Below are 23,000 nucleotides of genomic sequence, written 5' to 3' on the forward strand. Positions count from 1 at the left end.
CACTGGTGCCGCCGGTCAGGGCAGCCACTTCTCCCAGACGGTGCGGTTGGCGTCGGCCCACTTCTTGGCCGCGTCGGCGGCGGACAGCCCGTTCTGGGTCATGTCCTTGGCCACCTCGTTCTGGTCGGCGTTGGTCCACTGCCAGTTCTTGATGAAGGTGGCCGCCGGGTTCCCCGAGTCGACGAAGGCCTTGCGCCCGATCTTGTCGAGGTCGTACGGCTGGTAGTCGCAGGCCACCTTCTCGACGTCGGAGTCGCAGCCGGGCGTGTAGTTGGGCAGCGGAATGTGCACCAGCTTCACGTCCGACAGCAGCCACTGCGGCTCGTAGAAGTAGCCGATCAGCGGCGTCTTGTTGGCCTGCGCCTTCTTGAACGCCGCGATCAGCTTGTCCTCGCTGCCCGCGTACACCAGCGTGTAGTCGAGCTTGAGGTTCTCGATGAGCGCGGCGTCGTTGGTGACGAACGACGGGTCGCCGGCGAGGAACTGTCCCTTGTCACCGGACTTCGACGTCTTGAAGAGGTCGGCGTACTCGTTGAGGTTCTTCCAGTCGGTGATGTCGGGGTAGGTCTTGGCCATCCACGGCGGCACGTACCAGCCGATGACGCCCTTGTTGCCGGTGAGACCCAGCTCGACGGCGACCTTCTGCCGGTCGATGTACTTCTTCTTCAGGTCGTCGTGGCCCCAGTTCTCCAGGATCACGTCGATCGTGCCGTCGTTCAGGCCGGCCCACGAGGCGGTCTCGCTCAGCTCGGCGCTGTTCACCTTGCAGCCCAGCTCCGATTCGAGCAGGTAGCTGACCACGGCGACGTTGGCGGCGTACCCGGACCAGGGGTTGACCGCGATGTTCACCGTCCCGCAGCGGGTGGTGTCCGGCAGGCCGGGCGGCGGGCTGATCGCGGCCTCGGTGCCGGCGCAGCCCGCCAGCGCCGCGATACTGATCGCGGCGAGCACCCTGGGCAGGAGACGGGTCACCACGCCGACGCCCGTTCCCGGGCGGCCCGCTTGAGCAGGACCTGTTCGGTGAGTGCCACGAGGACGCTCTTCACCGATTCCCGGTCGCGGGCGTCGCACTCCACCAGCGGCAGGTCGGCGCTGACACCGAGGGCGTCGCGGACCTCCTCGAGGTGGAAGCGCTGCCCGCCGCTGAAGCGGTTGATGCCGATGATGAACGGGATCTCGTGTTCCTCGAAGTAGTCGATCGCGGGGAACGAGTCCTCGATCCGCCGGGTGTCGACGAGCACGATGGCGCCCAGGGCACCGTCGACCAGGTCGTCCCAGAGGAACGCGAAGCGGTCCTGTCCGGGAGTGCCGAACAGGTAGAGCAGCAGCGCGTCGTCGAGGGTGATCCGGCCGAAGTCGAGGGCGACGGTCGTGGTGGTCTTGCCGGACACCGCGGAGGTGTCGTCGATGCCGATCGACTTCTCGGTCATCTCGGCTTCGGTGACCAGCGGTTCGATCTCGGAGATGGCGCCCACGAACGTGGTCTTGCCGACGCCGAAACCACCGCTGATAACGATCTTGACAGCGACGGGGTGCGCTGCCGAAGGCTCCCTAGAGCGCCCGGACACGGTCCCTGATCCTTTCGATCAAACTGGTGGAGAGCTCGCCGACCGATTCCTGCACGGTCAGATAGCCCTGCGTGATCAGGTCGGCCACGATCACCCGGACCACGCCGAGCGGCGCGCGCAGCGCCACCGACAGGTCCGCGACCGACATGGGCGACTGCGCGAGCTCGACGATGCGCCGGGATTCGAAGCGCAGCGGCGCCGACAGAGCGGCCGGGGCCGCGTACAACAGCGTCTCGATCCGCAGCCCGTCCTGCAGAGGCTGGGTCCGCCCGTTCGTGAGCATGAACGGGCGGATCACCGGGTCCTCGTCCGGGTCGGTGGAGTGCAGCCCGGAGGACGGCCGGTGGGAGCCGGCGTACGGGATCATCTCGGGCTCGGAGCCCCACGAAGGGCCGGTCATCGCGGTAGGTGTTGCCGGGACTCTGCGATCAGGGCCGGGGTGAGCAGGTCGCCGAACCGGTCGGCGAGCAGTGAGATCTCGTAGCCGACCAGGCCCAGATCGCACTCGCTGCCGGACACCACGCCGAGGACGCTGCCGCCGCGGATGACCGACACCAGCAGGAAGCCCCGGTGCATCTCGATCATGATGAGCTTGAGGCCGTCGAAGTCGTACCGCCGGGAGGCGCTGCGCGCGAGGCTGGCCAGGCTGGAGACGATGGCGGCCAGCTGGTCCGCCTCGGCCCGGTTCAGCCCGTCCGAGCTCGCGATCAGCAGGCCGTCGGAGGACACCGCCACGGCATCACGCACGCCGTCCGTCTGGTGCACGAAGTTGCCGAGCAGCCAATTGAATTGGTGCCGATCCGCCGACGTGTCTACGCTCATCATTCTTCTTTCCAGGTTGCTGCCAAGGGGCCATTTCGGAATAGCAGTCACGACAACCCCGCTGTTTCGGCATTACCACGCTGGATGCCGCCACGCAGCGCGTTGAGCCGATCACGCACCGACTCGGGCGAGTCGTTGATCAGGCTCGACTTCTCGATGGTCGGAGCGGCCTCGGCCGTACGTGGCTGGCCACGCTGCGCGCGGGGGGTGCGCTTGCGCAGGCCGTTCGCCGTCCGGGGCGCGCTGTCGTCGGAGAGTCCGAAGCTCTCCAGGGTGTCCAGGGGTGCGGGCGACGAGGGTACGGTCACCGGCGGGGACGACGGCGCAGGGGTCGCCTGTCCGTTCTCGTTCACCACGACGTACTCGATCGCCGTCGACTGGAGCGGCCGGATCGGTGCCGGCTCCATGGTCGGCAGCGGCGCCGGCATGACCACCGTCGGCGCCTCGATGGTCGCGGTGATCTGGCGGGCCTGCTGCGGTGCCGGCCGCGGCCCGGCGCCGACCGGCGGGGCGGTCGCCAGGATCTCGGCGGGCAGCGTGATCCGGGCCGTCACACCGGTCACCGGGGACGGCGTCAGCTGCACCTCGATGCCCATCTGCTGGGCCAGGCGGCCGACCACGTAGTGGCCGAGGAACCGGGCCGGCGCGGTGATGAAGTCACCCTCGCCGTGCAGTCGCTCGTTGGCCCGCGCCATGTCCGCGGCGGTCATGCCGATGCCCTGGTCGCTGACGGCGATCAGGTAGCTGTCACCGATCCGGCGGCCGTGGATCTCCACGTCGACGTCCGGCGGGGAGAACTGCAGACCGTTCTCGATCAGCTCGGCCAGCATGTGCGCGATGCCGCTGACGGTGGAACCGGTGACCAGCGTGTCGTCCACCCGGCGCAGGGTGACCCGGCGGTACTCCTCGACCTCGGAGACCGCGGCCCGGATCACGTCGGACACGTTCAGCGGCTCGGACAGCTGCCGCGGACTGGACGCACCGACGAGGATCAGCAGGCTCTCCGCGTTCCGCCGCATGCGGGTGGCGAGGTGGTCGAGCTCGAAGAGGTTGGCCAGGCCGGTCGGGTTCGACTCCTCCCGCTCCAGCTTGGTGATGAAGCCGAGCTGGCGGCGCAGCAGGTTCTGGTTGCGGCGGCCGAGGTTGGCCAGCGACTCGGCGGTGGTCCGCCGCAGCACCGCCTGCTCGGTCGCCAGTTCGTACGCCGTGGCCTGCACCCGGTCGAACGCGTCGGCGACGAGCCGGACCTCGATACTCGCGCCGCGGGGCACGAGCACCGGCAGCGGCGGTGTGGTGCCGTCACCGGTGGCGGCCCGCTGGACGGCCTCCGGCAGCTGCTGGACGGCGAGCCGGTTGGCCTCGCCGGCGAGCACGGTCAGCGGCCGGGCGACCGACTGGGACGCGACGGTGGCGAGCCAGATCGAGCCGGCCAGGCAGAGCAGCACGGCGCCGAGCAGCACACCCATCCGGACCGAGGCCTCGTCCTCCAGCGTCGAGGCGCGGGCCGAGATCACCGATCCGACGTGCCGTTCGAGCTGGAGCATGTCGTCGAGCAGGGTGGTGTGCGCGGACCACCACGACTGCGGGTTGACCTGCAGGTAGCGGCCGTCGCCGGAGAGGAGGGCGACCTGCTCGAAGTAGGCGGCGGTCCGGGCCGGGCCGGTGTCGAACATGTACTGCCGGGCGGTCCGCTCGGTGTCGTTGGCGAACCGGTCGAAGGCGGCGAGCGCGGCGTCCTTGGTGGAGCGCTGGGTGACGAACTGGAGGAATTCGCCCTGCTTGAAGCCGCCGGCCGAGAAGACGCCGTTGAGGAAGGCGCGCTCCTGGGCGGTGGCCTCCTTGATGTCGCTGAGCGCCTCCAGCACGGCCGCGCCCCGGCGCAGTTCCTCGTCGCCGGTGCTGTCCAGGTCGAAGTCCAGGTTGCCCAGGTCGGAGATGCGTGCGGTGTAGAACGAGAAGGTCGCGGCGCGGACGCCGGAGCCGGTGTCGGTGCCGGCGCGGACCCCGGCCAGACCGTCGAGCTGCTGGACCGCGGCGGCCACCCGGTCCTCGACGTCGCCACCGTCGGAGATCAGGTTCTCCAGCTGGTCGCGGCTGAGGTCGACGGCGTCCCGGGCGGGCAGCAGCTCGTCCTGGAAGCCCTCGTTGCCGCCGAGGTAACCGGCGGTCAGGCCACGCTCGGTCTGCAGGTCCTGGACCAGGTCCTGCACGGCGACGTTGATGGTGACGGCCCGTGCGGTGGCGGAGGCGTCGCGGTAGTTGGCGACCTCGCCGACCGCCACGATGGTCAGCAGCACCAGGGTGGTCGCGACCGGCAGGGCCAGCGTGCGGATCACCCGCCGGCGGATCGTCCCGCCGGTCCGATGGCTCAGGACCTGCTTGTCACCTGCGTGGGCGCCGGGGGCCGGTGTGGTGACACCGGCCGGCTCGGACAGCTCGGCGCCCTCGACATGGACGGACAAGCGATCAGCTCCTCTGTCGGCGGCCGGCGTGGCCCCGTCCCGGCCGGCACGCGATGCGATTCACGGCAATGAATCGTTAAAGTTTGTTAAGCAATGTGGATCCACAGCAGCGCTAGATGGCGGTCACGGAGTCGGATATCCGATCTTCCGTGATCGCCGGACAAGAATCTTCTTTTCCTTCTTGATGGTCAACACCGCGGACCGAAATTTACGATGGTGCAACCTCTTTACGCATTGCACCCATTACGCCCCGTAGTATGGGAGCGCTCTCAGTGACCGGGGGTGAGGTCGGGGCTCGCGTCGAGGATCCACGTGGCGAGATGAGCGGCGAAGGACGCGCGCACCAGAACGCGGAATCCGGTCTCCCGGCGCTGTAACACCACGGGCGTGTGCGCCAGAACGGTCTGGACGCAGTCGCCGATCGCGAAAACGCGTGGGTGCAGATCGATCGAGCAACCGAACGCCAGCAACTCCCGGACCGCCGGACCGCTCAGATCGAGCGCGGTCCGCTGTGCCGAGACGTCCACAACGGACGCTTCGTCGCCACCGAACTCCGCGAGCAGCCGCTCCTCGGAGCCGGGCGGGCCCACGACGAGGAACTCGTCCGGCCCGAGGGGTAGCACGTCGACGTCGTCGGGCCGCGGTGACGAGAGCGCGGCCGTCCGCACGTTGACCTGAGCCAGGAACGGCACCTCCGTGACGGCGACCGGGCCGCTCAGGGTGGCCAGGCGGTCACGGAGATCGTGCAGGGGAGACTTCCGGAAGTTCCGGTCAGCCGTCACGGCGGGTTCCCTCCGGGTCGAAGAGCACGGAACCGGTGACCGTCACCGGTGCGAGGCCGTCGTCCAGGGTGGCCCAGACCGTCTGTCCGATCAGGTCACGACCACCCCGGAGCAGGGCGAGAGCGAACGTACGGCCCAGCGCCGCGCTGTGGTACGACGAGGTGACGTGCCCGAGCACCGACCGGCCCTCGTCGGTCACCAGGTGGGCGCCCTCGGGCAGCAGCCCTCCGCCGTCCGGGAGCAGCCCGACGAGCTGTTTCCGGTCGGCGCGCGCGGTGTCCGTACGCGTGAAGGATCGTTTGCCGAGGAAGTCGGCCTTCTTCCTGGACACCGCCCAGCCCAGCCCGAGATCGTGCGGGGTGACCGTGCCGTCGGTGTCCTGGCCGATGATCGGATAGCCCTTCTCGGCCCGCAGCACGTGCATGGTCTCCGTGCCGTAGGGCGTGATGTCGTGCGCGGCGCCCGCCACGAGCAGCGCCTCCCACAGCGCGAGCGCGTCCCACCAGCTGACGTTGATCTCGTAGGCCAGCTCGCCGGAGAAGCTGATCCGGCAGACCCGGGCGCTCAGGCCGGCGACCTCGGCGTCGCGCCAGGTCATGAACCCGAAACCGTCGCGGCTGACGTCCAGGCGGGGCGCGAGCGACGCGAGGACCTCCCGCGACTTCGGCCCGACCAGCGCGACTGTCGCCCACTGCTCGGTGACCGAGGTGCAGCGCACCCGCAGCTCCGGCCACTCGGTCTGCAGCCACTCCTCCATCCAGTCGAGGACGGCGGCCGCGTTGCCGGTGGTCGTGGTGACCAGGAACCGCTCCTCGGTGAGCCGGATGACGGTGCCGTCGTCGAAGACCATCCCGTCCGGCCGGCACATCACGCCGTAGCGGATCGCGCCGGGCTTCAGCGTGCTGATCATGTTGGTGTACAGCCGGTCCAGGAACTCGCCGGCGTCCGCGCCCTGCACGTCGATCTTGCCGAGCGTGGAGGCGTCCATCATGGCCACGCCGTCCCGGGCCGCGTAGCACTCGCGGAGCACGGCGCTGAACATGTCCTCGCCGTCCCGCGGGTAGTACCACGGCCGCTTCCACTGGCCGACGTTCTCGAACAGCGCGCCCCGCGACTCGTGCCAGCCGTGCAGGGCGGTCACCCGGACCGGGTCGAAGAGCATGCCCCGGTCCCGGCCGGCCAGCGCGGCGAAACTCACCGGCGCGTACGGCGGCCGGAACGTCGTGGTGCCCAGCGCGCCGACCTCGACCCCGAGCAGTTCGGCGACGACACCGCTGGTCAGCGTGCCACCGGTCTTGCCCTGGTCGTGCGCGGTACCCGCGGTGGTGTACCGCTTCACGTGCTCGGCCGAACGCATCCCGGTACCGGTCGCGCGGGCCAGATCGGCGACCGTCACGTCCCGCTGCAGATCCACCAGCTGGGCCGCCGGGTCACCGCCGGGCAGCGTCCAGACGGCGGCCGGCGGCGTCGCGGCCGGACCCGGCGCCTCCGGCAGGGCGATCGCGCGAGCGGCGAATCCGGCGGCGTCCGCGGCGCGCCCACCCGCCGCGGCGCCTTCGGCGAGACAGACCCCGATGTCGTACGAGCCACCCGCGGCCCCGGCCACCATGAGGTTCTGACGGCAGCCCCCGGTGGGACGGAACGCCCCCAGCTCGGGGTCGTAGGCGAGACGCCCCCCGGCCTGGCTGAACAGCGCACCCACCGGGTTCCACCCGCCGGACACCAGCAGCAGGTCGGCGTCCACCTCGCGCTCGGCACCGTCCGGCGACCGCAGCGTCACCGCGGACACCCGCTCCTCGCCGTGCACCCGGGCGACCGCCCCGCTGTTCTCCGATCCGGGCCGCAGGTCGGCGATCGCCGCGATCTCCACCCCGGCCGCGGCCAGGTCCCGGGCCGCCGCGTAGGCGCTGTCGTTGGTGGTCAGCACGACGGCACGACGGCCGGGCAGCACGCCGTACCGGTTCACGTAGGTCCGCGCCGCACCGGCCAGCATCACGCCCGGCCGGTCGTTGTCGGCGAACGCCAGCGACCGCTCGTGCGCACCCGTCGCCAGCACCACGTGCTTGGCCCGGATCCGCCAGATCCGCTCCCGGGACAGGTGCCGCGGGGCGAGCACGCCGAGGTGATTGGTCCGCCGCTGCACGGCGATGACGTGGTTGTCGTCGTAGTAGCCGAACGCCGTGGTCCGGGTCAGCACCCGGGTCTCCTCCGCGCCCGCCAGCCCGGTGGCCACCGAGTCCACCCAGCCCAGGTGTTCCCCGCTGCCGAGCAGGCTCCCGCCCAGGCGCGGCTGGTCGTCGACCAGGATCACCCGGGCCCCCGACGACGCGGCGGTCGCGGCGGCGGCGAGACCGGCCGGACCGGCCCCGATCACCAGCACGTCACAGTGCGCGTGCGTGGAGTCGTACCGGGCCGGGTCGGGGTCACCGGCGAGCCGCCCGTGCCCGCGCAGCGACCGCGCCACCAGACCGCCGTAGAGCTCGACCGTGGTGGCCGTCAGCATCGGCTCGGGGAACGGCTCCTCGATCTGCACGATCGCGTTGGGCTCCTCGATCCCGGCCGAGAAGATCCCGCGCGGCCGGCTGAGCCGGATGCTGTCGGCGACCCGCAGCACCCCGTTGGCCAGCAGCGCCGACGCCAGGGTGTCACCCCTGAACCCCTGATACTCCCGGCCGTCGAACCGGAAGCTCAGCGGCTCCTCCCGGTCGACGAGCCCACCCCGGTCGAGACGGAACGGCTGGGTCATGAGAGCACCTCGTTCGTGACCGTGTCGCGGACCAGGTTGAACCAGCGACGGCACCCGGCACTGTGGCTCCACCGCTCCCGGAACGGGCCCTTGGGGTTGTCCCGGAAGAACAGGTACTTCGCCCACTCCTCGTCGGAGAGCGCGGCCGGGTCGGCCGGATAGGCGACACCGGCCTGCCCGCCGTAGTGGAACTCGGACTCGTCGCGGGGCCCGCACCAGGGGCAGGGGATGAGCATCATGGGTATTCCTCGTGTATCAGTGGGCGACCGCGGCGGCGCCGTGCTCGTCGACGAGAGCGCCGGTGACGAAGCGCTCGAGGCTGAACGGGGCGTTCAGCGGATGGGGCTCGCCGTGCGCCACGGTGTGCGCGTAGCACCAGCCCACGCCGGGTGTCGCCTTGAACCCGCCGGTGCCCCAGCCACAGTTCAGGTAGAGGTTCTCCACCGGCGCGAGACCGACGATCGGGGAGGCGTCCGGGGTGACGTCGACGATGCCGCCCCAGGTCCGCAGCACGTGCGCCCGGGCGAACACCGGGAACAGTTCCAGCGCCGCCGACATCTGCCGTTCGATGATGTGGAAGGCGCCGCGCTGGCCGTACCCGTTCCACGTGTCGATGCCGGCGCCCATCACCAGTTCGCCCTTGTGGGCCTGGCTGACGTAGACGTGCACGGCGTTCGACATGACGACCGTCGGGTGGACCGGCTCCAGCAGCTCGGAGACGAGCGCCTGCAACGGGTGGCTCTGCAACGGCAGGTCGATGCCGGCGGTCGCGGCGACCACCGACGTGTGACCGGCCGCGCTCAGCGCCACCTTCCCGGCCCCGATGGTGCCCAGGTTGGTGTGCACCCCGGTGACCCGCCCGTTGCTGATCCGGAGTCCCTGCACCTCGCAGTGCTGGATCAGATCCACCCCGAGCGCGTCCGCCGCGCGGGCGTAACCCCAGGCCACGTAGTCGTGCTTGGCGATGCCAGCACGAGGCTGGTAGGTCGCCCCGTGCACCGGGTAGCGCACGTCGGGCGAGATGTTGACGATCGGGCAGACCTCGCGCACCTGATCAGGGGTGAGCCACTCGGCGTCGACCCCGTTGAGCCGGTTGGCGTGCACCCGCCGCACGCTGTCGCGTACGTCCTGCAGGCTGTGCGCCAGGTTGAGCACACCCCGCTGGCTGAACAGGATCGGGTACTCCAGCTCCTGCTCCAGGCTCTCCCACAGCTTCAGGGAGTGCTCGTAGATGCCGGCGCTCTCGTCCCACAGGTAGTTGGACCGGATGATCGTCGTGTTCCGGGCCATGTTGCCGCCGGCCAGCCAGCCGCGCTCCAGCACCGCCACGTTGGTGATGCCGTGGTTCTTCGCCAGGTAGTAGGCGGTGGCGAGGCCGTGCCCGCCGCCTCCTACGACGATGACGTCGTAGGAGGCTTTGGGCTCCGGGTTGCGCCACAGCCGGTCGGGGTGCTCCGGCAGGTCGCCGCCCGGGGCAGGGCGGGTCCCTACTGGGCCAGCCACGCCTTCACCTTGTCCGGGTTGGCCTCGACCCACTTCTTGGCGGCGTCGTCGGCGGACAGCTTGTCCTCGGAGATGTACTTGGCGACCAGGTTCTGGTCGTCGTTGGTCCAGGTGAACTTCTTGACCAGCTGGTAGGCGGGGCCGTTGGCGTCGGCGAACTTCTTGCTGACGATCTTGTCGAGCACGTACTCCGGGTAGTCGCAGGCGACCTTCGCGGCGTCGGCGTCACAGCCCGTCTCGTACTTCGGCAGGTTGATCTTGACCAGCTTCAGCTCGGACAGGAACCACTGCGGCTCGTAGAAGTAGCCGATCAGCGGCGTCTTCTTCGCCTCGGACTGCCGGAACGCGGTGATCAGGGCCGCCTCACTACCGGCGTACACCACCTTGTAGTTCAGCTTCAGGTTCTTGACCAGCGCCTCGTCGTTGGTGACGAACGACGGGTCGCCGTCGAGGAGCTGGCCCTTGTCGCCGGACTCGGAGGTCTTGAACTGCTCGGCGTACTTGTTCAGGTTGTTCCAGTCGGTGATGTCCGGGTACTGGGCGGCCATCCACGGCGCCACGTACCAGCCGATCACACCCTTGTTGCCGGTCTCACCGGCGGCGACGGCGGTCTTCTGCTCGTCGATGTACTTCTTCTTGAGGTCGTCGTGGCCCCAGTTCTCCACGATCGCGTCCACCTCGCCGGTGCCGAAGCCCTGCCAGGCGATCTCCTCCTTGAGGTCCTTCTTGGTGACCGTGCAGCCCAGGTTCTTCTCGGCGACGTACGCGATGACGGCGGCGTTCGCCTCGTACCCGACCCACGGGTTGACCGCCAGGTTGAAGGTGCCGCACGCCGCCGCTCCGGACGAGGCGCCGCCGGGTGCCGGGGTATCACCGATCTTGTCGCCACCGCAGGCGGTGAGCGCCAGCGCCGTGAGCGTCGCGGTCGCCGTGAGGCGCAAAAGCTTCATTTTCAGTTACTACCTTTCGAGGGGGAAGAGGCGCGGGCCATGCGGTCGAGCATGATCCCGAGCACCACGATGGCGGCGCCGGCCGCGAGGCCCTTGCCGTAGAGCTGTCCCTGGGAGAAACCGGCGACCACGTCGTACCCGAGCGCACCGGCTCCGACCAGGCCGCCGACCACGACCATGGACAGGACATAGATGAGGCCCTGGTTCGCCGCGAGGGTGAGCGACGGCCGGGCCATGGGGAGCTGAACCTTGGTGATCATCTGCCAGGTGCTGGACCCGGCGGCGGTCGCGGCCTCGGCGGTGGCGGCCGGGATGCCGCGCACGCCGTCCGCGACGATCTTGATGGCGACCGGGGCGGCGAACACCACCGCCGCCACGATCGCGGTGAACCGGGTGGCCGAGAAGAGCGCCAGGAACGGCACCAGGTAGACGAACGCCGGCATGGTCTGGCCGGCGTCCAGGACCGGGCGGATGACCCGGTCGGCGAGGCGGTTGCGGCCCATCCACACGCCGAACAGGATTCCGAGGAGCATCACCATGACCGTCGCGACGATCGTCATGGCCAGCGTCGTCATGCTGTCCTGCCACAGCCCGGTGCCGATCAGCAGGCCCACGCAGACGGCCGTGGTGAGCGCCGCCCGCACCCCGCCGAGCAGCACCGCGAGCAGCACCGCGACCGCGCCGACCAGCCACCACGGGGACTCGACGAGCAGCGATTCGAGCGGGTTGAGCAGGGCGTAGGTGACCGCGTTCTTCAGCGCCTCGGTGGCTGTCGACAGGTCCTCCTGCGCCCACTGCGCCACCGCGTCGGCGCCCTTCGACAGGTTGCTGCCGATGGCGACGTCGTCGGGGAACTCGGCGGCCCAGAAGTAGGTGTGCGACAGGTAGGCGCAGACCGCCGCGACGATGCCGAACAGGGCCAGCAGCGGCTTGCGCAGGCGCGCGGTCCGGCCGGTCTGCCGCACCCGGTTGCCGGCCGCGGTGGTGACCCGGTCCAGCACGACGGCCATCACGACGATCGCCAGGCCGGCGTTGAACGCGGTGCCGACGTCGAGCGTCTGCAACGCCTTGATCACCGTCTTGCCCAGGCCGGGCGCGTCGATCAGGGCGGCGATGGTGACCATCGACAGCGCCGCCATGATGGTCTGGTTGACGCCGAGGACGATGGTGCGCTTGGAGAGCGGCAGCAGCACCCCGGTCAGCGTCTGCCAGCGCGTCGCGCCGAGCGACTCGGTCGCCTCGACGGCCGAGCGCGGCACCGAACGGATGCCGTGCGCGGTGAGCCGGATCGCCGGCGGCATCGCGTAGATCAGCGTCGCGATCGTCGCCGACGCCGGGCCGATCAGGAACAGCAGGGTGAGCGGGGCCAGGTAGACGAAGGTCGGCATCGTCTGCATGAAGTCGAGCACCGGCGTGACCAGCTTGTGGAAGCGGTCCGACAGGCCGGCCCAGATGCCCAGCGGGATGCCGAGGAGCAGCGAGATCGCCACGGCGCCCAGGGTGAGGGCGAGTGTGTCCATGCTCTCCTCCCACAGGCCCTGCAACCCGAAGAAGACGAAACCGGCGGCGGCGAGCACGGCCGGCTTCCATCCGGCGAAGACCCAGGAGAGGTACGCGACGACGGCCACCACACCCAGCCAGCCGAGCACCGGCACCGGACGTCCGTACGACGGCTGGGCGATCAGGTCCTGCAGGAACGTCACCAGGCTGTCGATGGCGGCCCGGATCTCGTTGAAGAAGTAGAGGAAGAGCGGGCTGCTGTCACGGTTCGCGCCGACCGTGTCGTTGACGTCGTTGAGCCAGTGGTGCAGCGGGGTGAGGTCGGCGGGGGAGAGGCCGAGGGTGTGCAGCCCCCGCGTCGGTATCCAGATCGCCACCCACGCGACCAGCACCGCAGCCACCAGCACCGGTCTGTTCACCCGGCGCCGGCTCTTGAGAGGGGAGGACATCAGGCGGCGGCTTCCTCATCGGTGACGATCGAGAGGATCTCCTCGGCGGTGACGACGCCGAGCAGCGTCCCGTCCTGGACCACCTTGACCGGCCGGTCGGCGGCGAGCACCGCGCGGACCGCGTCCCGGACCACCACGCCGGGTCCCAGCTCCGGGCCGTCCAGCACGTCGTCCGGGCGGGGCTGCCGCATGATCCAGCGCAGGGTCAGCACCGAGGCCCGCGGCACGTCCCGGACGAAGTCGCGCACGTAGTCGTCGGCCGGCGCGCCGACCAGTTCGTCACCGGTGCCGCACTGGACCTGCCGGCCGTCCCGCATGATCAGGATCCGGTCGCCGAGCCGCAGTGCCTCGGACAGGTCGTGGGTGATGAACACCATCGTCTTGCCGACCTCGCGGTGCAGGCGGATGACCTCGTTCTGCATGTCGCGGCGGATCAGCGGGTCGAGGGCGGAGAACGGCTCGTCGAAGTAGAGGACGTCCGGGTCGACGGCCAGGGCGCGGGCCAGGCCGACACGCTGCTGCATGCCGCCGGACAGCTGGTCGGGGTAGCTGTGCTCGTATCCCTCCAGGCCGACCAGCTCGATCACCTCACGGGCCCGGCGCAGCCGCTGGGTCTTCGTCGCGCCGCGGATCTCCAGGCCGTACGCCACGTTGTCGACGACCTGCCGGTAGGGGAGCAGACCGAAGTTCTGGAACACCATGGAGAACTTGTGGCGGCGCAGCTCCCGCAGCCGCCGTTTCCCGGCGCCGAGGATGTCCTCGCCCTCGAAGACGACCTGCCCGGCGGTCGGCTCGACCAGCCGGGTCAGGCAGCGGACCAGTGTGGACTTGCCCGACCCGGACAGGCCCATCACCACGAAGACCTCGCCCGGTGCGACGTCGAACGTCACCTCGCGGACGGCGGCCGTGCAACCGGTCTTCTCGATCAGCTCGCGCCGGGACAGGGCCTTCAGCTCTTCCGAGCGTGGCACCAGGTCCGCCTTGTGCCCGAACACCTTCCACAGGTCCCGGACCGAGATCACGGCCTCGGTGGTCATCGTGACGACTCCAAGTCTTCTAGGGACGGAACCAGTGCTGGGGGCGGGGATCGATGTTCTGCCAGACGTGCTTGGTCTCGCGGTACTCGTCGAGCCCGCTGGGACCCAGCTCGCGGCCGATGCCGGACTGCTTGAAGCCGCCCCACTCGGCCTGCGGCACGTACGGGTGGTAGTCGTTGATCCAGACGGTGCCGTGCCGCAGGCGCTGCGCGACCCGCTGGGCTTTCCCGGCGTCGTTCGTCCACACCGCCCCGGCCAGGCCGTAGTCGGTGTCGTTGGCTATCCGCACCGCCTCGTCCTCGCCGGTGAACGTCTCCACGGTCAGCACCGGTCCGAACGACTCGTCGCGGACCACCGTCATCCCGGACCGGCATCCGTCCAGGACCGTCGGCAGGTAGTAGTAGCCGTTCGCCAGTGCCGGGTCGTCCGGCCGCCGCCCGCCGCAGCGCAGCACCGCACCCTCGGCGAGACCGGCGGCGACGTACTCCTCGACCTTGGCCAGATGCTGCGCGGAGATCAGCGGCCCGGTCTCGGCGTCCGGGTCGAACGGCCCGCCCAGCCGGATCCGCTGTGCCCGCTCGACGACCGCGTCCACGAACCGGTCGTGGATCGACTCCTCGACCACCAGGCGCGCGCCGGCCGAGCAGACCTGCCCGGAGTGCAGGAACACCGCGGTCAGGGCGAAGTCGACGGCGGTGTCGAAGTCGGCGTCGGCGAAGATCACGTTCGGGTTCTTGCCCCCGAGCTCCAGGGCCACCCGCTTGACCGTGGCGGCGGCCGCGGCCATCAGCGCCCGCCCGGTCCGCAGGCTGCCGGTGAACGACACCAGGTCGACGTCCGGGTGCTCGGCCAGCGGCGCGCCCGCCTCCGGGCCGGCTCCCAGCACCAGGTTCGCCACCCCGTCCGGCAGCCCGGCCTCGGCCAGCAGCCGCATCAGGATGATCGCCGTCGACGGGGTCAGCTCGCTCGGCTTGAGGACGAACGTGTTGCCCGCGGCCAGCGCCGGTGCGACCTTCCACGACGTCTGGAGCAGCGGGTAGTTCCACGGGGTGATCAGGCCGCACACACCGACCGGCTCGTGCGTGATCCGGCTGATCGCGTCGGTGCGGCCGGTCTCGATGACCCGGCCGGCGTCGGTGGCGGCGATGCCCGCGTAGTAGCGGAACGCCTTCGCCACGTCCTGCATGTCGTACTCGGCCTCGACCAGGCGCTTACCGGTGTCCAGGGCCTCGGCCCGGGCCAGGTCGGCGGCGTCCCGGTCGATCAGGTCGGCGACCCGGAACAGCAGCGCGCCCCGCTCGACGGCCGGAGTCGTGGGCCACGGGCCCTCGTCGAACGCCTTGCGGGCGGTCGCGATCGCGGCGATCGTGTCGTCGCGGGACCCGTCGGTCACCGTGGCGACCAGGCTACCGTCGGCCGGGCAGCGGATCTCCCGTTTCGTGCTCACCGGTCGCTGCCCTGACGGAAGAACGGCACCTCGACCGGGGCCAGGGGAGTGTTGCCGAGGATCAGGTCGGCGGCCTTCTCGGCGACCATCATCACCGGGGCGTAGATGTTGCCGTTCGTCACGTACGGCATCACCGACGCGTCGACGGCACGGAGCCCCTCGACACCGTGCACCCGCATGCTCCCCGGATCGACCACCGACATGTCGTCGACCCCCATCCTGGCCGTGCAGGACGGGTGCAGAGCGGTCTCACCCTCGCGCCTCACCCAGTCGAGGATCTCCTCGTCGGTCTGCACCGACTCGCCGGGTGAGGTCTCGCCGCCGTTGAACTCGTCGAGTGCGGCCTGATTGAGGATGTTGCGGGCGACCCGGACCGCCTCCACCCACTCGCGGCGGTCCTGATCGGTGGAGAGGTAGTTGAAGCGCAGCGCCGGGTGTTCCCGCGGATCCCGGCTCTTGATCTTGACGCTGCCGCGGGCGTCGGAGTACATCGGGCCGACGTGCACCTGGTAGCCGTGCCCGCCGGCCGGGGACGAGCCGTCGTAGCGGACCGCGATCGGCAGGAAGTGGAACATCAGGTTCGGGTACGCGACGTCGTCGTTGCTGCGGACGAAACCGCCCGCCTCGAAGTGGTTGGTGGCCGCCGGGCCGCTGCGCAGGAACAGCCACTGCGCGCCGATCCACGGCCGGTGCCGCCACTTCAGGTACGGCTGCATCGACACCGGCCGGGTCGACGCGTACTGGATGTACACCTCCAGGTGGTCCTGCAGGTTCTCGCCGACACCGGGCAGGTGGTGCACCGGGTCGATGCCCAGGGCGGACAGTTCCGCGCTGTTCCCGATACCGGACAGCTGGAGGAGCTGCGGGGTGTTGATGGCGCCGCCGCAGAGGATCACCTCGCCCGCGTACACGCGGTGGGGTGCGCCGCCCCGCTTCGTCGTGTACTCGACGCCGGTCGCCCGGTTCCCGTCGAAGAGCACCCTGGACACGTGTGCTCTGGTCCGCACCGTCAGATTGGGCCTTCTCATCGCCGGGTGCAGGTAGGCGCCCGCCGCGGAGAGACGCCGGCCCCGCTGGATGTTGCGGTCGAAGAGGGCGAAGCCCTCCTGGCGCTCGCCGTTGACGTCGCTGGTCGGCGGGTAACCGGCCTGCTCGCTCGCGGCCAGCATGGCCTGGAAGAGCGGATTGGTGCCCGGCCCGCGTTCCAGTACGAGCGGCCCGTCGTGCCCCCGGTAGGGGTCGTCCGGGTCGGCGGCCAGGCAGTTCTCCATCCGGTTGAAGTAGGGCAGGCAGTGCGCGTAGTCCCAGCTCGCCATGCCCGGATCGGCGGCCCAGCGCTCATAGTCGAGCGGGTTGCCGCGCTGGAAGATCATCCCGTTGATGCTGCTGGAGCCGCCGAGAACCTTGCCGCGGGCGTGGTAGATGCGCCGCCCGTTCATGTGCGGCTCGGGCTCGGACTCGTACTTCCAGTCGTAGAAGCGGCTGCCGATCGGGAAGGTCAGCGCCGCCGGCATGTGGATGAACACGTCCCACGGGTAGTCGGGACGGCCCGCCTCCAGCACCAGCACCTTGTTGAGCGGGTCGGCCGAGAGCCGGGCGGCGAGCGCGGAACCGGCCGAGCCGCCGCCGACGATCACGAAGTCGTACTTGGTCATGGCTTGGCTCCGGGTGGCAGGTTCGGCGGTTCTTTCGAGAGTTCGACGTGGACGACGCCGTCGGTCACCTCGACCCGGTGGGTACGCACCGGGAGTTTCGCCGGTGGTGCGTCGACCCGGCCGGTACGCAGGTCGAACTTCGAGGCGTGCAGCGGGCACTCCACCTCGCAGCCCTCCAGCCAGCCGTCGGCGAGCGAGGCGTCCTGGTGGGTGCAGGTGTCGTCGACGGCGAAGACCTCGCCGTCCTCGGTGTGGAAGATCGCCACCGGCGGGTCGGTCTCCCACCGGTACGCCTCGCCCGGCGGTATGTCGCCGAGGGGGCAGACACGCTGCAACATCAGGCCTCCTGAGGAACGGAGCGCAGCTGACGGCGCCACCGGGTGAACAATTTCGGCTGGTCGAGGCCCAGTACGGCGGACGGCTGACCGTCCCGTTCGTAGACGGCCAGGAAACTGCGCTGCTCCGGGTCGCCCTCGACGATCCGGACCGTGTCGCCCGGCGCGCGGTGCCCGGCGAACTGGATCATCACGCCGTACTGGTCGGACCAGAAGTAGGGGGCCCTGGCGGCGGGCGGTTCGGTGCCGAGCAGGGTCGCCACCACGGCCGCCGGGTTCTCCAGGGCGAAGGTCCAGTGCTGCGAGCCGGTGACGTCACCGGTCGCCACCACACCGGGAACGCTGGTCGCGGCGGCCAGCCCGCCGGCCGACTCCAGCCACTCCACATTGGGGATCGCGCCGATCCCGGCCACCACCAGGTCGGCCGGCAGGCGGGTGCCGTCGGCGAGCTCGACCGCCTCGACCTGATCGGTTCCGGTCAGTCCGCTCACCGGGAGGCCGGTGAGCAGGCGGACGCCGTGGTCGCCGTGCAGCCGGGAGACGACCTCGCCCATCTCGGTGCCGAGCTGCCCGGCCAGGGGGGTGGGCAGGGACTCGACGACCGTGACGTCCCAGCCGAGCTTCCGTGCGCTGGACGCCACCTCGGCGCCGATGAAGCCGGCCCCGATCACGACCAGGCGTCCGGTCTGCCGGAGCGCGTCGCGCAGGGCGGTCGCATCGTCCAGAGTGCGTAGCGTGTGGACTCCGATGTGCTCGATCGGCCGTGCCCGGGCGCCGGTCGCGATGATCACCGCGTCGGCCCGGATCTCCTCGCCGGTGTCCAGCCGGACGCCGCGGGTGTGCGGATCGAAACCGGTCGCGGTGACGCCGAGCCGCCACTCCGCGCCGAGGTTCTCGCCGTCGTGGGTGAGTGCCAGGTCCGCGGCCGTGACCGTGCCGGTCAGGAAGTCCTTGGAGAGGGGCGGGCGGTCGTAGGGCTGATGGAACTCCCCGCCGATGACGACGATCTCGCCGGCGAAGGACTGTCGGCGCAGGGCACGGACGGCTGCGAGACCGGCCAGGGACGCTCCGACAATCGCGACTTTCTCCACGCAAACGACCGCCTGTCGTTGTGCAAAACGAAACAGCTCGTGAGATCCGCAACAGACTGCCCGGGACCTTGATCGATAGTCAAGAGTGCGACACCGAGCCGTCACGTCTTGCAACTTCCCGGAAACTGCCGACGATTCTGTTGCGCCATGAGCAACGAACGCGACTCGTCGTACCTTATTGTTGCGCTATGAGCAACGAACGCGAGTCTGGTCCGGCGCTCGTCCAGTCCGTCGATCGGGCATTGAGCATCCTCGAAATCTTGGCACGACGCCGCGCGGCGGGTGTCACCGAGATCGGCAAAGAGCTCGGCGTGCACAAATCCACCGCGTTCCGGCTGCTCGCGGCCCTGGAGGCGCGCGGCTTCGTGGAGCAGGCGCAGGAGCGCGGCACCTACCGTCTCGGCCTCGGCGTGGTCCGGCTGGCCGGCGCGGTCACCGCGCAGCTCGATCTGAGCCGGCAGGGCCACGAGGCCTGCGACCGTCTCGCCGCGGACCTCGGCGAGACGGTCAACATCGCGATCCTGGACAGCAACCGGGCCGTCAACATCACCCAGAGCCGGGGCGCCGCCTCGGTCACCAGCCACAACTGGGTCGGCCGGCAGACACCGCTGCACGCCACCTCCAGTGGGAAGATCCTGCTCGCCCACGCGCCGGCCGGGGTGCGGGCCGCGGTCCTGGCCGAGCCGCTGGAGCGGTTCACCGACGCGACCGTCACCGGCGAGGCCGAGCTGGCCGCCGAGCTCGATCAGGCCCGGGCCGCGGGCTGGGCCTTCACCGCCGAGGAGTACGAGGTGGGCCTCAACGCCGTGGCCGCGCCGATCCGTGGCGCCGACGGTTCGGTGGTGGCCGCGCTCAGCGTCTCCGGTCCGGCATACCGGCTGGATCCCGGCGCCTTCCCGATGATCGCGAAGCGGGTGATCGCCGCAGCCGACGAGGTGAGCGGCCGGATGGGCTGGGTTTCCCAGCTTTAACAATCGATGCCTTGACGCCGGTCCCGCCGTTCGTCAAAGCTGTTGCGTATTCCAAGCGGTGTTGCGCTCTGTGAAACGCAGGCTTTGTGAACACTAGGACTGCCATGAACCCTCGTGTTGTCATCATCGGCGCCGGTGTCGTCGGCAGCGCCCTCGCCGACGAGCTCACCGAACGCGGCTGGACCGACGTCACCGTCGTCGACCGCGGCCCGCTCTTCACCCCCGGCGGCTCCAGCTCGCACGCTCCCGGACTGGTCTTCCAGACGAACCCGTCGAAGACCATGACCGAGCTGGCGCGGTACACCGTCGAGAAGCTCAGCGCCCTCACCCTGGACGGCCAGTGGTGTTTCCGGCAGGTCGGCGGACTGGAGGTGGCCACCACCGAGGCCCGCTGGCACGACCTCAAACGCAAACACGGCCTGGCCACGTCCTGGGGGGTCGAGGGTGCGCTGCTCAGCCCTGCCGAGTGCGCGGCCCTGCACCCCCTCATCGACCCGTCGAAGATCCTCGGCGGCTTCCATGTGCCCACCGACGGGCTGGCCAAGGCGGTCCGCGCGGTCGAGGCCCAGGCCCGGCGGTCGATGGAACGCGGCGCCCGCTTCCTCGGTGAGCACACCGTCACCGGTGTCGGCCGCGAGGACGGCCGGGTGACCGGCGTCGAGACCGACCGGGGCTTCATCCCGGCCGAGGTGGTGGTCTGCGCGGCGGGATTCTGGGGCCCGAGGATCGGCGAGATGGTCGGTCTCACCATCCCGCTGCTGCCGCTCGCTCATCAGTACGCCAGGACCGGCCCCGTCCCCGCGATGGCCGGCGTGAACGACCTGGTCCTGGAGGCGAGCAGGCCCATCCTCCGCCACCAGGACCAGGATCTCTACTTCCGGGAACACGGCGACCGGATCGGCATCGGCTACTACGGGCACCGCCCCATGCCGGCCTTCACCTTCGGTGACGACCCGATGCCGAGCGTTCTCGACTTCACCCCCGGGGACTTCGAGCCGGCCTGGCGGGAGAGCGTCGACCTCCTGCCCGGCCTGGCCGGCACCGCGGTCGAGGAGGGGATCAACGGCATCTTCTCGTTCACCGCCGACGGGTTCCCGCTCATCGGCGAGCACCGTGAGCTCGCCGGATTCTGGGTGGCCGAGGCCGTCTGGGTCACCCACTCGGCCGGTGTCGCCCGGTCCCTCGCCGAATGGCTCGTCGACGGTCAGCCGCGGATCGACCTGCACGAGGCCGACCTGCACCGGTTCGAGCAGGTGCAGCTCGCGCCGGACTACGTCGAGGAGCGGGCGAAGCAGAACTTCATCGAGGTGTACGACATCGTGCACCCGCTGCAGCCGATGGAACGCCCGCGTCCGCTGCGTACCAGCCCGTTCCATCCGCGGCAGGTCGAGCTGGGCGCCGTGTTCCTCGAAGGTGGCGGGTGGGAGCGGCCCTACTGGTACACGGCCAACTCCGCCTCCGAAGTGCCGGCCCGCGACGACTGGTCGGCCCGGTACTGGTCGCCGATCGCCGCCACCGAGGCACGGATCACCCGGGAACGCGTGGCGATGTTCGACATGACGCCCCTCAAGCGGCTCGAAGTCTCCGGGCCCGGTGCGCTCGGCTTCCTCCAGTACCTGACGACCAACAACCTGGATAAATCGGTCGGCTCCGTCACGTACACCCTGATGCTCGGTTTTGACGGCGGGATCCGCAGCGACCTGACCGTGGCGCGTCTGGGGCCGCAGGTCTTCCAGGTCGGCGCCAACGGGCCGCTCGACGAGGACTGGATGCGGCAGCACGCGCCGGCCGGCGTGCAGATCCGCGACATCACCGGCGGGACCTGCTGCATCGGGCTGTGGGGGCCGCTCGCCCGGCACGTCCTCCAGCCGCTGACCCGCACCGACTTCTCGCACGACGCTCTCAGATACTTCCGGGCGCAGCAGGCCTTCCTCGGCGAGGTACCGGTCACCGCGATGCGGCTGTCCTACGTCGGCGAACTCGGCTGGGAGATCTACACCAGCGCTGAGCTCGGACTACGGCTCTGGGACACGCTGTGGGAGGCCGGGCGGGCGCACGGGATCGCCGCCGCGGGGCGCAGCGCCTTCAACAGCCTGCGCCTGGAGAAGGGCTACCGGTCGTGGGGCACCGACATGACGACCGAACACGACCCGGTCTCGGCCGGTCTCGACTTCGCCGTCCGGATGGACAAGGGCGACTTCATCGGGCGTGCCGCTCTCGGCTCTCGTCCGGCCGATCGGCGCCTCACCTGTCTGACGCTGGACGACCCGGCCTCCGTCGTCCTCGGTAAGGAACCCGTTTTCGCAGGTGACAGCCCGGTCGGGTACGTCACCAGCGCGTCCTTCGGATACACCATCGGACGCACCGTCGCGTACGCATGGCTCCCCGTCGGTTTGTCAGTGCCGGGCACCCCGGTCGCCGTCGAGTACTTCGGCGAGCGGCTCCCGGCGACCGTGGCGGCCGAGCCGCTGTTCGACCCGAAGATGGAACGCATCCGCCGATAGAGGTGTCACGTGACCGCCAGTCTCATCCCCACTCTCCCCGGCCACTACTACACCGACCCGACGATCTTCTCGCTCGAACAGTCGCGGATCTTCGAGACCATGTGGTTCTGCGCGGCCCGCGCCGCCGACCTGCCCAATCCGGGCAGTTTCCAGTCGGTGGAGATCGGCCGGGAGAGCGTCATCATCGTCCGCGGGCGGGACGGCTCGCTGCGCGCGTTCCTCAACATCTGCCGGCACCGGGGCGCGAAACTGTGCACCGAGGAGAGCGGCGAGGTGAAGCGGGCATTCCAGTGCCCCTACCACGCATGGACCTACGGGCTCGACGGGAAACTCATCGCGGCACCCAACCTGACCAAGATGCCGGACATCGACCGCGTCGAGTACGGGCTGGTCAACGTCCACCTGCGGGAGTGGATCGGGTACGTCTGGGTGTGCCTGGCCGACGAGCCGCCGTCGTTCGAGGACGACGTGATGGGCGCGGTCACCGAGCGGCTCGGAACCCTGTCGGCGATCGACTCGTACGAGATCGACACGCTCCAGGTGGGCCGGCGCATCACCTATGACGTGAAGGCCAACTGGAAGCTGATCGTCGAGAACTTCATGGAGTGCTACCACTGCGCCACCATCCACCCCGAGCTGGTGGAGGTGCTGCCGGAGTTCGCCGACGGGTACGCCGCCCAGTACTACGTGGGGCACGGCGCCGAGTTCGGCAGCGGCATCCAGGGCTTCACCGTCGACGGGTCGGAGGGCTTCGAAAAACTCCCCGGAGTGAGCGAGGACCAGGACCGGCGCTACTACGCCATCACCATCAAGCCGCAGGTGTTCGTCAACCTGGTCCCCGACCACATCATCCTGCACCGGATGTACCCGGTGGCCGCCGACCGCACCATCGTCGAGTGCGACTGGCTGTACTCGAACGAGGTCGTCGCCTCCGGCCGTGACGTGTCCCGATCGGTGGAGCTGTTCCACCGCGTGAACGTCCAGGACTTCGACGCGTGCGAGCGCTGCCAGCCGGCGATGAGCTCCCGGGCCTACGCCCGGGGCGGAGTCCTGGTCCCCTCCGAACACCACATCGGAGCCTTCCACGACTGGGTCACCACCCGCCTCGGCGTCTAGGGCCTCGGCGCCTTCGGGCGGGGACGGCAGGGATGCCCGCAACCGGGTCCGGGTGCTCCCAC

Annotated in this window: 19 protein-coding genes; 3 read left to right on the forward strand and 16 right to left on the reverse strand. The window is 70.0% G+C overall.

The features are described from left to right. Positions 1–15: 15 nt before the first annotated feature. The 16 genes from ACFO0C_RS31710 to ACFO0C_RS31785 form a co-directional block, all read right to left on the reverse strand. Positions 16–975, reverse strand: a complete 960-nt coding sequence (locus ACFO0C_RS31710) for an ABC transporter substrate-binding protein (RefSeq protein WP_378070393.1) — start codon at positions 973–975, stop codon at positions 16–18. Then, complete coding sequence (locus ACFO0C_RS31715; protein WP_378070394.1) at positions 969–1,568, reverse strand: GTP-binding protein; 600 nt, start codon at positions 1,566–1,568, stop codon at positions 969–971. The genes ACFO0C_RS31710 and ACFO0C_RS31715 overlap by 7 nt, the downstream gene beginning before the upstream one ends. Continuing rightward, positions 1,552–1,968 (reverse strand): DUF742 domain-containing protein, encoded by a 417-nt coding sequence (locus ACFO0C_RS31720; protein WP_378070395.1) that lies wholly within the window; start codon positions 1,966–1,968, stop codon positions 1,552–1,554. The genes ACFO0C_RS31715 and ACFO0C_RS31720 overlap by 17 nt, the downstream gene beginning before the upstream one ends. After that, entirely contained in the window at positions 1,965–2,390 is a 426-nt protein-coding gene (locus tag ACFO0C_RS31725; protein WP_109599425.1) for a roadblock/LC7 domain-containing protein, read from the reverse strand. The genes ACFO0C_RS31720 and ACFO0C_RS31725 overlap by 4 nt, the downstream gene beginning before the upstream one ends. A gap of 47 nt (positions 2,391–2,437) precedes the next feature. After that, on the reverse strand, positions 2,438–4,852 hold the full coding sequence (locus ACFO0C_RS31730) for a sensor histidine kinase (RefSeq protein ID WP_378070396.1): 2,415 nt from the start codon (positions 4,850–4,852) through the stop codon (positions 2,438–2,440). Between the two features lie 269 nt (positions 4,853–5,121). After that, on the reverse strand, positions 5,122–5,634 hold the full coding sequence (locus ACFO0C_RS31735) for a sarcosine oxidase subunit gamma (protein WP_378070397.1): 513 nt from the start codon (positions 5,632–5,634) through the stop codon (positions 5,122–5,124). Continuing rightward, a complete protein-coding gene (locus tag ACFO0C_RS31740; RefSeq protein WP_378070398.1) occupies positions 5,624–8,380 on the reverse strand; it encodes a 2Fe-2S iron-sulfur cluster-binding protein in 2,757 nt (918 codons plus the stop codon). Before ACFO0C_RS31740 ends, ACFO0C_RS31735 begins: the two co-directional genes overlap by 11 nt. After that, complete coding sequence (locus ACFO0C_RS31745; RefSeq protein WP_360327279.1) at positions 8,377–8,619, reverse strand: sarcosine oxidase subunit delta; 243 nt, start codon at positions 8,617–8,619, stop codon at positions 8,377–8,379. Before ACFO0C_RS31745 ends, ACFO0C_RS31740 begins: the two co-directional genes overlap by 4 nt. 16 nt (positions 8,620–8,635) lie before the next feature. Next, entirely contained in the window at positions 8,636–9,883 is a 1,248-nt protein-coding gene (locus tag ACFO0C_RS31750; protein WP_378070399.1) for a sarcosine oxidase subunit beta family protein, read from the reverse strand. Further along, positions 9,868–10,833, reverse strand: coding sequence for an ABC transporter substrate-binding protein (locus ACFO0C_RS31755; RefSeq protein ID WP_378070400.1), 966 nt, complete (start codon positions 10,831–10,833; stop codon positions 9,868–9,870). Before ACFO0C_RS31755 ends, ACFO0C_RS31750 begins: the two co-directional genes overlap by 16 nt. A gap of 2 nt (positions 10,834–10,835) precedes the next feature. Continuing rightward, positions 10,836–12,782: an ABC transporter permease subunit gene (locus tag ACFO0C_RS31760; RefSeq protein ID WP_378070401.1), complete on the reverse strand. Its 1,947-nt coding sequence runs from the start codon at positions 12,780–12,782 to the stop codon at positions 10,836–10,838. After that, positions 12,782–13,819 carry a quaternary amine ABC transporter ATP-binding protein gene (locus ACFO0C_RS31765; RefSeq protein ID WP_378070402.1) on the reverse strand — a complete coding sequence of 346 codons (1,038 nt, stop codon included), beginning with the start codon at positions 13,817–13,819 and terminating at the stop codon, positions 12,782–12,784. The genes ACFO0C_RS31760 and ACFO0C_RS31765 overlap by 1 nt, the downstream gene beginning before the upstream one ends. 19 nt (positions 13,820–13,838) lie before the next feature. Then, complete coding sequence (locus ACFO0C_RS31770) at positions 13,839–15,266, reverse strand: aldehyde dehydrogenase family protein (protein ID WP_378070403.1); 1,428 nt, start codon at positions 15,264–15,266, stop codon at positions 13,839–13,841. Then, positions 15,263–16,921, reverse strand: a complete 1,659-nt coding sequence (gene betA / locus ACFO0C_RS31775) for a choline dehydrogenase (protein ID WP_378070404.1) — start codon at positions 16,919–16,921, stop codon at positions 15,263–15,265. Before betA ends, ACFO0C_RS31770 begins: the two co-directional genes overlap by 4 nt. After that, positions 16,918–17,259, reverse strand: coding sequence for a bifunctional 3-phenylpropionate/cinnamic acid dioxygenase ferredoxin subunit (locus tag ACFO0C_RS31780; RefSeq protein ID WP_378070405.1), 342 nt, complete (start codon positions 17,257–17,259; stop codon positions 16,918–16,920). Before ACFO0C_RS31780 ends, betA begins: the two co-directional genes overlap by 4 nt. Next, positions 17,259–18,347, reverse strand: a complete 1,089-nt coding sequence (locus tag ACFO0C_RS31785; RefSeq protein ID WP_378070406.1) for an NAD(P)/FAD-dependent oxidoreductase — start codon at positions 18,345–18,347, stop codon at positions 17,259–17,261. Before ACFO0C_RS31785 ends, ACFO0C_RS31780 begins: the two co-directional genes overlap by 1 nt. Positions 18,348–18,535: 188 nt before the next feature. Here ACFO0C_RS31785 and ACFO0C_RS31790 point away from each other — a divergent pair, with 188 nt between their 5' ends. From ACFO0C_RS31790 to ACFO0C_RS31800, 3 genes are all read left to right on the forward strand, one after another. Further along, positions 18,536–19,318, forward strand: a complete 783-nt coding sequence (locus ACFO0C_RS31790; RefSeq protein WP_378070407.1) for an IclR family transcriptional regulator — start codon at positions 18,536–18,538, stop codon at positions 19,316–19,318. Positions 19,319–19,422: 104 nt separating this feature from the next. Further along, on the forward strand, positions 19,423–21,822 hold the full coding sequence (locus tag ACFO0C_RS31795) for a GcvT family protein (RefSeq protein WP_378070408.1): 2,400 nt from the start codon (positions 19,423–19,425) through the stop codon (positions 21,820–21,822). Between the two features lie 9 nt (positions 21,823–21,831). Continuing rightward, positions 21,832–22,938: an aromatic ring-hydroxylating oxygenase subunit alpha gene (locus ACFO0C_RS31800; RefSeq protein ID WP_378070409.1), complete on the forward strand. Its 1,107-nt coding sequence runs from the start codon at positions 21,832–21,834 to the stop codon at positions 22,936–22,938. Positions 22,939–23,000: the final 62 nt, after the last annotated feature.

Origin of the sequence: Actinoplanes subglobosus, from assembly GCF_042650585.1 — a bacterium.
In the GTDB taxonomy this organism is placed as follows: Bacteria; Actinomycetota; Actinomycetes; order Mycobacteriales; family Micromonosporaceae; genus Actinoplanes; species Actinoplanes subglobosus.

What these genes read in the sequence shown, in the direction of transcription:
- ACFO0C_RS31765 (WP_378070402.1), bottom strand. Translation starts at nt 13,819, where the DNA reads ATGACCACCGAGGCCGTGATCTCGGTCCGGGACCTGTGGAAGGTGTTC.
- betA (WP_378070404.1), bottom strand. Translation starts at nt 16,921, where the DNA reads ATGACCAAGTACGACTTCGTGATCGTCGGCGGCGGCTCGGCCGGTTCC.
- ACFO0C_RS31755 (WP_378070400.1), bottom strand. Translation starts at nt 10,833, where the DNA reads ATGAAGCTTTTGCGCCTCACGGCGACCGCGACGCTCACGGCGCTGGCG.
- ACFO0C_RS31745 (WP_360327279.1), bottom strand. Translation starts at nt 8,619, where the DNA reads ATGATGCTCATCCCCTGCCCCTGGTGCGGGCCCCGCGACGAGTCCGAG.
- ACFO0C_RS31720 (WP_378070395.1), bottom strand. Translation starts at nt 1,968, where the DNA reads ATGACCGGCCCTTCGTGGGGCTCCGAGCCCGAGATGATCCCGTACGCC.
- ACFO0C_RS31725 (WP_109599425.1), bottom strand. Translation starts at nt 2,390, where the DNA reads ATGAGCGTAGACACGTCGGCGGATCGGCACCAATTCAATTGGCTGCTC.
- ACFO0C_RS31740 (WP_378070398.1), bottom strand. Translation starts at nt 8,380, where the DNA reads ATGACCCAGCCGTTCCGTCTCGACCGGGGTGGGCTCGTCGACCGGGAG.
- ACFO0C_RS31760 (WP_378070401.1), bottom strand. Translation starts at nt 12,782, where the DNA reads ATGTCCTCCCCTCTCAAGAGCCGGCGCCGGGTGAACAGACCGGTGCTG.
- ACFO0C_RS31780 (WP_378070405.1), bottom strand. Translation starts at nt 17,259, where the DNA reads ATGTTGCAGCGTGTCTGCCCCCTCGGCGACATACCGCCGGGCGAGGCG.
- ACFO0C_RS31790 (WP_378070407.1), top strand. Translation starts at nt 18,536, where the DNA reads ATGAGCAACGAACGCGAGTCTGGTCCGGCGCTCGTCCAGTCCGTCGAT.
- ACFO0C_RS31795 (WP_378070408.1), top strand. Translation starts at nt 19,423, where the DNA reads ATGAACCCTCGTGTTGTCATCATCGGCGCCGGTGTCGTCGGCAGCGCC.